This window comes from Pseudomonas sp. PDM25 (genome assembly GCF_019219045.1).
Taxonomy (GTDB): Bacteria; Pseudomonadota; Gammaproteobacteria; order Pseudomonadales; family Pseudomonadaceae; genus Aquipseudomonas.
Map to the genome: position 1 here is coordinate 98643 of NZ_JAHUWL010000013.1, position 12065 is coordinate 110707.

At 59.2% G+C, this 12065-nt stretch carries 12 protein-coding genes; 6 read left to right on the forward strand and 6 right to left on the reverse strand.

Annotation, left to right across the window (positions count from 1 at the left end; all coding sequences use genetic code 11):
• The first annotated feature begins 4 nt into the window (after positions 1-4).
• Positions 5-892, forward strand: coding sequence for a heme o synthase (cyoE, locus tag KW848_RS23110; RefSeq protein WP_192410210.1), 888 nt, complete (start codon positions 5-7; stop codon positions 890-892).
• A 421-nt stretch (positions 893-1313) separates the two neighbouring features.
• Positions 1314-1808: a RidA family protein gene (locus KW848_RS23115; RefSeq protein ID WP_218538149.1), complete on the forward strand. Its 495-nt coding sequence runs from the start codon at positions 1314-1316 to the stop codon at positions 1806-1808.
• A 73-nt stretch (positions 1809-1881) separates the two neighbouring features.
• Here the strand turns inward: KW848_RS23115 and KW848_RS23120 are convergent, their stop codons facing one another.
• From KW848_RS23120 to KW848_RS23135, 4 genes are all read right to left on the reverse strand, one after another.
• Entirely contained in the window at positions 1882-2586 is a 705-nt protein-coding gene (locus tag KW848_RS23120; RefSeq protein ID WP_076028557.1) for a hypothetical protein, read from the reverse strand.
• Between the two features lie 137 nt (positions 2587-2723).
• Entirely contained in the window at positions 2724-3239 is a 516-nt protein-coding gene (locus KW848_RS23125; RefSeq protein WP_192410212.1) for a hypothetical protein, read from the reverse strand.
• 64 nt (positions 3240-3303) lie between these two features.
• Positions 3304-4821, reverse strand: coding sequence for a HAMP domain-containing sensor histidine kinase (locus KW848_RS23130; protein WP_218538150.1), 1518 nt, complete (start codon positions 4819-4821; stop codon positions 3304-3306).
• A complete protein-coding gene (locus KW848_RS23135) occupies positions 4818-5534 on the reverse strand; it encodes a response regulator transcription factor (RefSeq protein ID WP_218538151.1) in 717 nt (238 codons plus the stop codon). The genes KW848_RS23130 and KW848_RS23135 overlap by 4 nt, the downstream gene beginning before the upstream one ends.
• Before the next feature lie 151 nt (positions 5535-5685).
• Between KW848_RS23135 and msrB the strand changes: the two genes are divergently transcribed.
• Genes msrB through msrA form a run of 3 tightly spaced genes read left to right on the forward strand, consistent with a single transcriptional unit; the run spans position 5686 to position 8761 of the window.
• Positions 5686-6204: a peptide-methionine (R)-S-oxide reductase MsrB gene (gene msrB, locus KW848_RS23140; RefSeq protein WP_192410214.1), complete on the forward strand. Its 519-nt coding sequence runs from the start codon at positions 5686-5688 to the stop codon at positions 6202-6204.
• Positions 6205-6246: 42 nt separating this feature from the next.
• A complete protein-coding gene (locus KW848_RS23145; protein WP_218538152.1) occupies positions 6247-8022 on the forward strand; it encodes a cytochrome c biogenesis protein DipZ in 1776 nt (591 codons plus the stop codon).
• Between the two features lie 31 nt (positions 8023-8053).
• Positions 8054-8761 (forward strand): peptide-methionine (S)-S-oxide reductase MsrA, encoded by a 708-nt coding sequence (gene msrA / locus KW848_RS23150; protein ID WP_218538153.1) that lies wholly within the window; start codon positions 8054-8056, stop codon positions 8759-8761.
• A 19-nt stretch (positions 8762-8780) separates the two neighbouring features.
• On the opposite strand, the gene KW848_RS23155 is transcribed toward msrA, so the two are convergent.
• Both KW848_RS23155 and KW848_RS23160 read right to left on the reverse strand, forming a co-directional pair.
• The gene (locus KW848_RS23155) at positions 8781-9794 is read right to left on the reverse strand and encodes a sensor domain-containing diguanylate cyclase (protein WP_111450308.1); all 1014 of its coding nucleotides are present in this window, start codon (positions 9792-9794) and stop codon (positions 8781-8783) included.
• Positions 9795-9869: 75 nt separating this feature from the next.
• On the reverse strand, positions 9870-10775 hold the full coding sequence (locus KW848_RS23160; RefSeq protein WP_111450307.1) for a LysR family transcriptional regulator: 906 nt from the start codon (positions 10773-10775) through the stop codon (positions 9870-9872).
• A gap of 102 nt (positions 10776-10877) precedes the next feature.
• Here KW848_RS23160 and KW848_RS23165 point away from each other — a divergent pair, with 102 nt between their 5' ends.
• The gene (locus KW848_RS23165) at positions 10878-12053 is read left to right on the forward strand and encodes an aspartate aminotransferase family protein (RefSeq protein WP_218538154.1); all 1176 of its coding nucleotides are present in this window, start codon (positions 10878-10880) and stop codon (positions 12051-12053) included.
• Positions 12054-12065: the final 12 nt, after the last annotated feature.

Sequence of the window (12065 nt, forward strand, 5' to 3'; positions counted from 1 at the left end):
CCGGATGTCCTTTAAGCACTTTATCCAAATCACCAAACCGGGGATCATTTTCGGTAACGTGCTTTCTGTGGCAGGCGGATTTTTCCTGGCCTCGAAAGGGCATGTCGATCTGGCCATTTTCCTGGCCGCCATGATCGGCACGTCGCTGGTGGTGGCTTCCGGTTGCGTGTTCAACAACTGCATCGACCGCGACATCGACCTTAAGATGGAACGCACCAAAAACCGGGCGCTGGTCCAGGGCCTGATCTCCCTGAAACTGGCCCTGGTGTTTGCGACCGTCCTGGGTGTTTTTGGCGTTGCACTGTTGTACAAAGTGGCCAACCCGTTGGCCGCGTTGTTCGCGGTGATCGGCTTTGTCATCTACGTCGGCTTCTACAGCCTGTACCTCAAGCGCAAGTCGGTTCACGGCACGCTGGTGGGCAGTCTGTCGGGCGCCATGCCGCCGGTGATTGGCTACGTCGCTGTGACGAACAGCTTCGACATGGCCGCACTGACGTTGCTGGTGATGTTCAGCCTGTGGCAGATGCCGCATTCCTACGCCATCGCAATCTTCCGCTTCAACGATTACCTGGCTGCATCGATTCCGGTGTTGCCGGTGAAGCGCGGGATTGAAGTGGCGAAGAAGCACATCCTGCTCTACATCCTGGCGTTCCTCGTGGCGACCTTGATGCTGACCTTCAGCGGCTACGCCGGCATGAGCTACCTCGCCGTCGCCGCGGCCATGGGCATGTACTGGTTGTACATGGCCTGGACCGGTTACAAGGCAGTGGACGACACGGTCTGGGCACGCAAGCTGTTCGTGTTCTCGATCTTCACCATTACCGCGTTGAGCGTGATGATGTCGCTGGACTTTAAAGTGCCGAGTGAGCTGTTGCTGACGTACGCGCCTTAAGGTTTAGAGCTGCAAAGAAAAGCCCCGCCTTCGAGAGAAGCGCGGGGCTTTTTATTGGGTGTGCTCTGGTGGACCGAGTTGCCCCATTCGCGAGCAAGCCCGCTCCCACAAGGGGGCAGTGTCGTGCTCGAAATTGGCGGCATCACTTATCCAGTGTGGGAGCGGGCTTGCTCGCGAATAGGGCAACTCGGTCTATCAGGAAAACTCAGCTATCAAGCAACCGGAAAAACCGCTCACGCACCTGGCTGTTATCGCTGTGCGCCACGTTGAAACGCAGGAAGTGGCTAGCGTCCGGCGCTTTGCTGAATCCAAGGGACATCAATTTGATCCAAACTGATTTTCATAGGCCAGCCCCGGAATCGCGATCTTTGGGCTAATCTGTCAAAAAAAATGGATCCAATTTTTGATCGAGGGGGGAGAGATGACTGAACACATGACCTGTGATGAACGATTCATCGCGCTGGCAAAAGAGGTCGGTTACGACATCTACGGTGAGAATACGGCCGGCGGGCATTACGCGCTGTTGGTGCGGCATCACGATCAGCTTTACATCAGCGGTCTGGTGCCGCGGATGAATGGTGAAATTCAGTATCCGGGCAGGGTAGGCCTGGATCTGACGCTGACAGATGCACAGAACGCTGCCCGCATCAGTGCGTTGCGCGGTCTGGCATTGATTGTTGATTCCATCGGTTCGCTGGACAAAATCAAGTCGCTATTGCGCGTCACGGTATACATAAAGTCCACCGCGGATTTTGTCGATTTGAGCGAAGTGGCCAACGGTGCGTCGGACGTTTTCAGTCATGTACTGGGCGATGCCGGTAAACATACACGAACTACGATCGGCGTTTATCAACTGCCCAAAGATGCAGCCATTGAAGTTGACATGATCGTGGCGATACGGCCATCAGCGCTCTAGCGATGAACCAGCAGGTAATAGAAAGGCCCGCGCTGAATCTCAGTGCGGACCTTTCAGTCATCGATGGCGTGTATTACTGCGCGGCGATGCTGTAGCCATCGAACGCGGTTTGCTGCTGAAGTGCGGTGATGATGTTCTTGCGATTAACCGCTTGTTCGGCCCCTGCATTGTCCAGGAAGGTCTCGCTTTCCAGCTCCGCTTCTTCGCCTTCGCCGACGAAGGTGAAGCCCAGGAACTCCAGCGCTTCACGGTCAACGTTCAGTCGCGAACGCGGGGTGCGCAGCGGCAACGTCACGCTGATGCCGTCTTTGCTGATGGTGAACACTTCGACATCTTTCTTGGCGCGAGCCGCTTTGCTTTTGCCACTGCTTGGGTTGCTGATGGCCTGGTGGGTCTGGTTCAGCACTTTGAGTGCGAGTCCATAGACCAATTCCTGAAATGCCGGGTCGTCCTTGAAGCTGGAGAGAATCCGGCTGATCGGGAATTTGCTGCTCAAGTCTTCCAAGGCTGCAATGTCGGCAGCCTCGGCGTCCTTGAGCTGCTTGAGTTCGCCCATCAATTCGTAGGCTTTATCGTCGTCGAAGCTGTCGTGAGCCTGGCGAATCGCGGCGCGCAGCTCGCGAATCTGGTCGCTTTCCCGGGTGGACTGGAAAGCGTCCAGGACCATCTCGCTGATGGTCTTGGCCTGGGGCACGTGCTGTGAAAGATTGATGGAGTTTTCGTATTCCGCTTTGGACGACAAGGTGACTACGGATTCAGCGGTATTGGAATCGGACATTGAAATTTCACTACTTCTTTTAACTTGGGTGGAGGCGAGAAAGCTCTGGGCCTTTTCAGGCCGCCTAATCTATTGGACCGAGGCGGCGTTGTCACGGATGAACAGGCGGCTGGTCATCATTTTTGGCACAGCGGCTTTTAACTGGCGGCTATTGGGGGGCGTTTTGCCTGAAGTGTCAGCAGCAGCCGATAAAGTTTCAATGCCCGGCCGCTGATCAGTCCACAGACAAAGCCGGAAGCCGACGCCTTGAGCAGCGACATCTCAAGGGTGGCGGCCATTTCCGGGTGAACGTCATCCTGGTAGCCGAAGTAATAGTTCACCGCAAAAAACAGCAGATACAGCACCAGTGTTTTTGCTGTGCCCGGCACGATCAGGCCGGTTTGCGGATCATCCAGCTCGATGCCCTTGCGTGGGAAAATCAGCAACGCCGCGAGGCTGCCCAGGATGACGGCGGCCAACCAGCAACTGACCGATAGCTGCGGATTCAGCGTCAGATTCAGCGAATACAGGGACCAGCCCAGCAAGATCGGCGCTGTGACGAGCAATGAAGTTTTGCTTTCACGGGTCGGGGACAGGGCTTTGATGCCGTAGTAGCACAGCAGCAGAAATATCGCGTAAACCCACAATGGGGTGTTTTGCAGGGTATTGAGCATCGCGCAGCATCCTTGCCGAAATGGGAACCGGGATATTAGCCGTTGTTGTGGCCCAGGCAGTCGACTATTTTCCCAGCGAATTCAGATTCATCGACCGAACCGCCAATTGCTCAGCCGTTTGCTGATCCACCGGCAACGAAAAGCGGAAGGTCGCGCCGCGTCCGGGAACGTCAATCAGCTGGATCTCGCGGCCGTGCAATTGCAGGATCCGGTGCACGATCCGCAACCCCAGTCCGCCATCACGCCGTGCGCCGCCAATGTTGAATGGGCGCAGGAACAGACCTTCGCGCAGTTCGGCGGCAATGCCGGGGCCGGTGTCGCTGACGGTGACTTCGATAAACGGTCCTTGAGGACGCAGGGCGAGCTCGATTTCTCCTCCTGGCGGGGTGTGGCGCAGGGCGTTGTCGAACAGGTTGGTGAGCACCCGCTCGATCAATCCAAGGTCGGCGCAGGCCGCCGAAACATTGGGGGCAAAGGTGGCTTTCAGTTCGACCTGGCGCGCCTCGGCCGTCAGTTCGAATTTCTGGAAAATATCCTGCACCAGATCGGTCAGCGAGAAACGCTCCAGCACCGGTTGCACAAAACCATGTTCCAGGCGCACCAGTTCCAGCAGCGATTGCGCCAGACCACCCACCTTGCGGCTTTGATCCAGCGCGATGCCCAGGTAACGGCGGCGGTCGGCGGGTGACAACGTGGTGTCCTTGAGCGACAAGGTTTCCAGGTAACCGTGCAGCGAGGCCAGAGGTGTGCGCAGGTCGTGGGAGATATTGGCCACCAGTTCGCGGCGTTCCTGATCCTGGCGGGTCAATGAACGCCATTGCTCACCGAGGCGCGCCTGCATCTGCCGGAAGGTCGCGTCGAGTATGGCAATTTCATCGTGGCTGGCGGCTTTTTCCACCGGGACGGATGCCGGCGGCGTTACCGGAGCACCATCAATGTCGAACCGGCTGACGGTTTCGGTCAAACGGCGCAAAGGTCGGGTGATGAGGGCGAATGCGGTGAGACCGGCAATCAGGCACAGCAACGCCACCAGCCCGATGGACAACAGCGCGGTATTCAGGGCGGCGCTGGTGGCGCCGCGTTCAGCGAAGCGGTCGTGCTCTTCGCTCAGCAGCACCACATAGAGATATCCCACCTGTTTGCCATTGACCTGCAGTGGCGCGGCGCTGAACACTTTGCGGCCATCGAGGCTGCGCGGATCGTCGCCAAGAACCGGCAGGGCATCGCCCTTGAGCAGACGCTGGATCGGCGCCAGATCGACCCGCTCCCGGCGTATCCGACCCTCGGGCGCAGCACTGCCGACAATCCGGCCCTCGGGGTCGAGCAGATAGACCTCGACACTGGGATTGACCAGCATCAGTTGGCTGAACAGGTCGCGCACGGCGTCGGGCATCAGGCCTTTGGCGTCCATCAGCACGGTGTCATGGGCGATGTGCCGGGCCAGGTCCCGCGACAACCCTTGCACCACTTCCAGCTCATGCATCTTGTTGGACCGCACCTGCATCCAGGCCGACGTGCCGCAGCACACCAGCAGCAACACGGCGAACACCAGCGACAGGCGCTGAGTCAGGGTCAGTCTCACGGTTGCACCTCCCTGGCCGCGAACTTGTAGCCGCGTCCCCACACCGTGAGGATGCGCGTCGGTTGCGCCGGATCGGCTTCGATCTTTGCCCGCAGGCGGTTGATGTGAGTGTTGACCGTGTGCTCGTAGCCTTCATGGCTGTAGCCCCAGACGGCGTTGAGCAGGTCCATGCGCGAGAACACTTTGCCGGGCTGACGGGCGAAGAAATACAACAGGTCGAACTCCCGTGGGGTGAGGTCGAGGCGGCGGCCGTCAAGGGACACATCACGCGTGATCGGGTCGATGGAGAGGCCGTCCATGATCAGGCTGCCAGCGTCCATTTTCAGGTTGCGGGCCATGGCGTCGACCCGTCGCAACAACGCTTTGACCCGGGCCACCAGTTCGAGCATCGAAAAGGGTTTGGCCAGGTAATCGTCGGCGCCGAGTTCGAGCCCGAGAATCCGGTGCACTTCGCTGGAGCGCGCACTGGTAATGATGATCGGTGTGTAGCGGGCCATGGCGCGGGCGCGGCGGCAGATTTCCAGGCCGTCGACGCCGGGCAACATCAGGTCGAGGATCAGTGCGTCCCAGCTTCCTTGCTGCAGCAGGCGCATGCCTTCATCGCCGTCGGCGCAGTGCACCACCTCGAACTGCTCATCGCGTAGATGCAGGCAGATAAGGTCGGCGATATGCAGGTCGTCCTCGACCACGAGGACGCGTTTGGTCTGTTCCATCAAGCTCAATCCTTCGGCGCAATGAGCGCATTGTGCGGGTTTTCCGGGGCCTGAGTTATCACGAATTGTTTAACTTCTCGTGAGGATTTGGCGATCAACCCAAGCCTAGGCTGTGTTCCATGACAGGCACCTGGAATTTTCGGAGACGACCATGTTTTCACGGCGACAGTTTCTCGTAGCAAGCGGCGGGCTAGGCGCTGCAGCTCTGGTCATCGGTGTATTGCCAAAATTTGCCGCCAGTTCTGCGCTGGTCAGTGACGCCAGCGCGGCGGAGGTGTTCGAGGTGACTCACAGCGATAGCGAATGGCGCGCCATGCTCAGCGCCGAGCAGTACGAAATCCTGCGCGAAGAGGGCACCGAACGGGCCTACAGCAGCCCGCTGAACAACGAGCACCGTGACGGTACGTTTGCCTGTGCCGGTTGCGACCTGCCGCTGTTTTCTTCCGCGACCAAGTTCGACAGCCGCACCGGTTGGCCGAGCTTCTGGGCACCGCTGGACAAGGCTGTGGCCACTCGTCAGGACCGCTCCTTCGGGGTGCTGCGTGAAGAAGTCCACTGCCGGCGTTGTGGCGGTCATTTGGGCCATGTTTTCGACGATGGGCCCAAACCCACCGGCTTGCGCTACTGCATGAACGGCCTGGCGATGACTTTTGTGCCGCAGGCGACTTGATCCGCGGGTACTCCCTTTTACTCACTTTTGCAGGTCGATGTTATGTGGCTTCTGGTCCTCGCTTATCTCGGTGGTGTGCTGACGATTGTCAGCCCGTGCATCCTGCCGGTGCTGCCCTTTGTCTTCGCTCGCACCGGGCAGCCGTTCATGAAGAGCGGGTTGCCGCTATTGGCGGGCATGGCGCTGACCTTTGCGCTTGTCGCTTCGCTGGCAGCGGTGGGCGGCGGTTGGGTGGTGCAAGTTAATCAGTACGGTCGCTGGCTCGCATTGCTGTTCGTTGCACTGTTCGGGCTGACGCTGTTGCTGCCTCAATTGGCGGAGCGTCTGACCCGGCCACTGGTGGCGGCCGGCAGCCGGTTATCGGAAGTCGCGGGCGCCGATGCACGGCCGCGTCCCGGCGCTTCGTTCCTGATCGGCGTCGCCACGGGCCTGCTCTGGGCTCCGTGCGCCGGGCCGATTCTGGGGCTGTTGCTGACTGGCGCCGCGTTGCAAGGGGCAAGCATCGCAACCACCTTGTTGTTGCTGGCCTACGCCGCGGGTGCCGCAACTTCCCTCGCGGTGGCGCTGCTGCTGGGCGGTAAAGTCTTCGCGGCGATGAAGCGTTCCATCGGCGCTGGCGAGTGGCTGCGTCGAGGTCTGGGCGCCGCAATGCTGGCCGGCGTCGCGGCGATCGCCCTGGGGCTCGACACCGGGATTCTGGCGCGGATTTCGACGGCGTCCACCGGTGGTATCGAGCAGGCTTTGGTGGGACGGCTGGCCGGCCAATCACCGAACGTTAGCGGGGCGATGATGGCGCAGATTCCAGCCTCTGGAAGTGCAATGAAAGCGGCTGACAAAGCGCCTGGCGCACTGCCGATTGAAGGCAACCTTCCACCGCTGGATGGCGCGGTGCAATGGCTCAACTCGCCACCCCTCACCGCGCAGGCCTTGAAAGGCAAAGTCGTGCTGGTGGATTTCTGGACTTACTCCTGCATCAACTGCCTGCGCTCGCTGCCTTATGTGAAGGCTTGGGCCGAGAAGTACCGCGATCAGGGATTGGTGGTGATTGGCGTCCATGCGCCCGAGTTTGCTTTCGAACGAGACGTAGGCAATGTCACCAAAGCGATGAAGGACCTGGGCATCAACTACCCGGTGGCCATCGATAATGACTTCAAGGTCTGGCGAGCTTTCAACAACCAATACTGGCCGGCCCACTATTTTGCCGATGCTCAAGGTCGCATTCGTTATCACCATTTTGGTGAGGGCGAGTACGCCGAATCGGAACGGGTGATCCAGCAACTGCTGCATGAAGCAGGTGCCGCGAAGGTCGCGGACGGTCTGATCAATGCCAGCGCCGAGGGTGTTCAACTGGCCCCGGACATGAACGAAGTGCAATCACCGGAAACCTATGTCGGCTACCAGCGTGCCGAGCATTTCGTGCCTGAAACCAGCCTGGTGCCGGACAAGGTGTCGGCCTATAGCGCTCCATCGAAATTAGCGCTCAACGACTGGAGCCTGGACGGTCAATGGAATGTCGGCCCGGAACGGGCGACTTCAGGCGCGCCGGCCAGTCGCATCGTCTACCGCTTCCATGCCCGCGATCTGCACCTGGTGCTGGGGCCTGGCGCTGACCATAAACCGGTGCGCTTCAAAGTGTTGGTTGACGGAAAAGCCCCTGGCGATGCCCACGGCACTGACGTGGCGCCCGACGGCAGCGGCAGTGTGACTGAACAACGCTTGTACCAATTGGTGCGCCAAACCGGCGGCGTAACGGATCGGACCTTCAGCATCGAGTTTCTCGATCCCGGAGTGTCGGCGTATGCGTTTACGTTCGGTTGATCGTCATTCCATTCATTCAGGAATCAGCCTCATGAAAACCCTATTCACCTGGCGTCGCACCCTGTTGAGCCTGGCCGCTGCCGGCGTCATCGGCCAATGCCTGGCATTCTCCTTCGGTGCGGCAGAAGACGCGGTCATCATTCCTCCCCCCACCCTCGACGAAACCACCCAGGCCGACAGCGAAAGGGCGGTCTTTGCCGGCGGTTGTTTCTGGGGCGTCCAGGGTGTGTTCCAGCATGTCAAAGGGGTGAAGAAAGCGGTCTCCGGTTACGCCGGCGGTGCAGCCAACACTGCTCAGTACGAGCGGGTCAGCAGTGGTGATACCGGTCATGCGGAATCCGTCGAAGTCACCTTCGACCCCCGTCAGGTCAGCTACGGCACCTTGCTGCAAATCTACTTCTCGGTGGCTCACAACCCTACCGAACTCAACCGTCAGGGACCTGACAGCGGCACTCAGTATCGCTCGGCGCTTTTCCCGGAAAACAGCGATCAGCAACGCATCGCCCAGGCCTACATCGCCCAGCTCGGCGCCGCCCATTCGTTCAATAAACCCATTGTCACCAAGCTGGAAACCTACAACGGTTTCTACCCGGCCGAGGAGGAACATCAGGACTTTCTGACCGAGCACCCGACCTATCCGTACATTGTGATCAACGATTTACCGAAGGTCGCGCAGCTGAAAAAGCTATATCCGGATCGGTATCAGGAGAAACCGGTGTTGGTGAAGGCGGGGATGTGAGAATGGAAGGGCATAGCCCTTACCCCGAAATCACATTCTTGCCCGCGATCTTCGACCGATACAGCGCCTGATCGGCCCTGGCCAGCAATCCGGTCTTTTGTTCTTCTTCAAAGCGCTGAACCACGCCAAAACTCATGGTCACTTGAAAGTCCCCCACTGGTAGCAGGCTTGCGAGGCCATGGCGGATACGTTCAGCGAGGGTCCGGGCGTCGGCGAGTGGTGTATTGGGCAGGATCAGGATGAACTCGTCGCCACCCCAACGAGCGAGCAGATCGCCCTCGCGTACGCAGTGCTTCACGCTCTCGACCACCTGCACCAATGCCGCATCGCCCAGCGCATGGCCATAGTGATCGTTGATGTTCTTGAAGTCGTCGATGTCCATGGCGATCAACGACAGCGGTTGTCGAAAGCGTTCGGCGCGGTCGCATTCCTGAGGCAGGGCTTTCTCCAGAAGATAGCGATTGGCGATTGAGGTCAGAGCGTCGGTTTCCGCCAGTTTGCGGTTTTCTTCGAGTTGGATTTGCAGTTGCTGATTGACGCGAGACAACTCTCGGGTGCGTTCTTCAACGATCGCTTCAAGGGATTGGTTGCGTCGCTCAAGCGCTTCGTACAGGCGCTTCTTGTCGTCGATGCTGCGGTGCGCGCCGACCATCCGCGCCACCGAGCCGTCGGCATTGCGTGCCAATACGTAGCCACGGTCTTCGATCCAGGTATAGCTGCCATCCTGCATGCGGCAGCGATACTCGGCCTGATAGCCAGGGGCGCGCTGATTCAGGTAGTCATCGAACAGCGCCATGACCTGCGGGTAATCGTCGGGATGGATCACGTTTTCCCAGGTCAACACGTTGTTATTCAGGGAATGAGGCGGGTAGCCGAGCATCTCGTACCACCGGGGGTTGCGATAGACGAACCCTGTGTTGGCGTTCCAGTCCCAGATGCCGTCGCTGACCAGTTCCAGAATGGTGTGCAGCATGTCTTCATTCAAATCCGACAGATTGAACTTCAACGGCTCGATATTCGACGCCTCACCCATCTTCGCACTCCCTGTCGCCCTGATAGCTACGTGACCCGCACGTCGAGGAGATTAGTCGATGGGGTATTCGGTCGGCTAGTGCTTGCCCCATCTCTGCAAGGCAAAGTCGACGAAACTACGCAGTTTTGGCAAACGGTAACGATCCTGGGCATACATCAGGTTCATCGGTCGGCTTGGCGGCAAGTAATTCTGCATCAATGCCACTAGTTTTCCGTCCTTGAGATCCTGCTCCATCAACGCATCAGGCAGCACCACGATGCCCATGCCGGTTCGCGCCGCTTGATGCAGTCCTGCCGAACTGTTGATCAACATCGGCCCATTGACCGCTACCGCCACTTCTCCCTCGGGACCGGTCAGGCGCCAGTGCTTTTCCACCGACTGCCAGTCATCCCCGGCCGGATAGGCAAAGGACAGGCAATCATGGTGTTGCAGATCATCAGGTTTTTCCGGTGTGCCTTTGCGCGCCAAATACTCCGGTGATGCACACATGGTCAGGCTGTAGTCGAGGAGTGGACGGGCGATCAGGTGGGTCTCCTCGGTATTGCCCAGGCGAAACGCCACGTCGAAACCGTTTTCGAGCAGGGCCGGACGGCGGTTGGTGAGGACCACATCCAATTTGACGCGTGGACACAGCAGGGCGAATTCACTCAGGGCCGGTGCCAGTTTTTCGCTGCCGAACGTCAGCGGCGCGGTGATGCGCAGGGTTCCACTCGGCTCGTCGAGGGCCTGCTCGGCCAACCGTTCGGAATCGGCCACCAGCCCCAGCACTTCGAGGCAACGCTGGTAATAAGCGGTGCCGAATTCCGTTAACCGCTGGCGTCGCGTTGTACGGTTGAGCAGGCGCACACCCAGGCGTTGCTCCAGGGCTCGCAGGTGATTGCCGACCATGGTGGTGGACATTTCGCACTGCAAAGCGGCAGCGGTCATGCTGCCGGTTTCCACCACCCTGACGTAAACGGTCATTGCCTGGAATAAATCCATTATCAAGCCCAGCTTTAAAATGATTGAAGTGTTGCAGCGTTTATCCAGCTCAGGTGGCTAACCATACTGCAAAAACACCGACTATTGATGGAGCTTGATGTCATGACCGCCGCCTGCCTGATGACCACTTACCAACCTTTGGCCTTGAGTTTCAGCAAGGGCCTGGGCACACGCCTGTGGGATCAGGCCGGTCGTGAATACCTGGACGCGGTGGCGGGCGTGGCAGTGACTAACGTCGGTCACTCCCATCCGAAAATAGTCTCGGCCATCAGTGAACAGGCCGGGCTGCTGTTGCACACTTCCAACCTCTACAGCATCGATTGGCAACAGCGACTGGCGCAGAAACTGACGCAATTGGCGGGCATGGAGCGAGCCTTCTTCAACAACTCCGGTGCCGAAGCCAACGAGACCGCGCTGAAACTTGCTCGGTTGTACGGTTGGCACAAAGGCATCGAACAACCGCTGGTGGTGGTCATGGAGAACGCCTTTCATGGCCGCACTCTGGGCACCTTGTCCGCCAGTGATGGCCCGGCCGTGCGCCTGGGCTTCAACGAGTTGCCGGGGGACTTTGTCAAGGTGCCATTCGGCGACCTCAAGGCGCTGGACAAGGTGCAGCAAGCCCACGGCCCGCGCATCGTGGCGATCCTGATGGAGCCGATTCAGGGTGAAAGCGGAGTCCAAATGGCCCCACCCGGTTACCTGAAAGCCATTCGCGAACGCTGCACGCGGCACGCGTGGCTGCTGATGCTCGACGAAATCCAGACCGGCATCGGCCGCACCGGCCAGTGGTTTGCCTTTCAGCACGAAGGCATCGTTCCAGACGTCATGACCTTGGCCAAAGGCCTGGGCAACGGTATTCCCATCGGCGCCTGTTTGGCCCGGGGCAAAGCCGCCGATCTCTTTACCCCCGGCAGTCACGGCAGCACCTTCGGCGGCAATCCACTGGCCTGCCGCGTGGGTTGCACGGTGCTGGAGATCATCGAAGAACAAGGGCTGCTGGAAAACGCCAAACTTCAGGGCGAGCGTTTGCTCGCCAGATTGCGCATCGAATTGGCGGACGACCCGAACATCCTGGAGATCCGCGGCCAGGGTTTAATGATTGGAATCGAACTCAAACAGCCGATTCGCGACCTGACCCTGATCGCTGCACGGGACCACGGCTTGCTGATCAACGTGACAAGGGGCAAAACCATTCGCTTGCTGCCGCCGCTGACGATTGATGAGCGGGAAGTGGAGATGATTGTCAGAGGGGTTTGCCGGGCGGTGAGCGCGGCCTAAGACTTATCTCAA

Coding starts and splice junctions, on each gene's coding strand:
- cyoE (WP_192410210.1), top strand. CDS start 5: ATGTCCTTTAAGCACTTTATCCAAATCACCAAACCGGGGATCATTTTC.
- KW848_RS23115 (WP_218538149.1), top strand. CDS start 1,314: ATGACTGAACACATGACCTGTGATGAACGATTCATCGCGCTGGCAAAA.
- KW848_RS23120 (WP_076028557.1), bottom strand. CDS start 2,586: ATGTCCGATTCCAATACCGCTGAATCCGTAGTCACCTTGTCGTCCAAA.
- KW848_RS23125 (WP_192410212.1), bottom strand. CDS start 3,239: ATGCTCAATACCCTGCAAAACACCCCATTGTGGGTTTACGCGATATTT.
- KW848_RS23135 (WP_218538151.1), bottom strand. CDS start 5,534: ATGGAACAGACCAAACGCGTCCTCGTGGTCGAGGACGACCTGCATATC.
- msrB (WP_192410214.1), top strand. CDS start 5,686: ATGTTTTCACGGCGACAGTTTCTCGTAGCAAGCGGCGGGCTAGGCGCT.
- KW848_RS23145 (WP_218538152.1), top strand. CDS start 6,247: ATGTGGCTTCTGGTCCTCGCTTATCTCGGTGGTGTGCTGACGATTGTC.
- msrA (WP_218538153.1), top strand. CDS start 8,054: ATGAAAACCCTATTCACCTGGCGTCGCACCCTGTTGAGCCTGGCCGCT.
- KW848_RS23155 (WP_111450308.1), bottom strand. CDS start 9,794: ATGGGTGAGGCGTCGAATATCGAGCCGTTGAAGTTCAATCTGTCGGAT.
- KW848_RS23160 (WP_111450307.1), bottom strand. CDS start 10,775: ATGGATTTATTCCAGGCAATGACCGTTTACGTCAGGGTGGTGGAAACC.
- KW848_RS23165 (WP_218538154.1), top strand. CDS start 10,878: ATGACCGCCGCCTGCCTGATGACCACTTACCAACCTTTGGCCTTGAGT.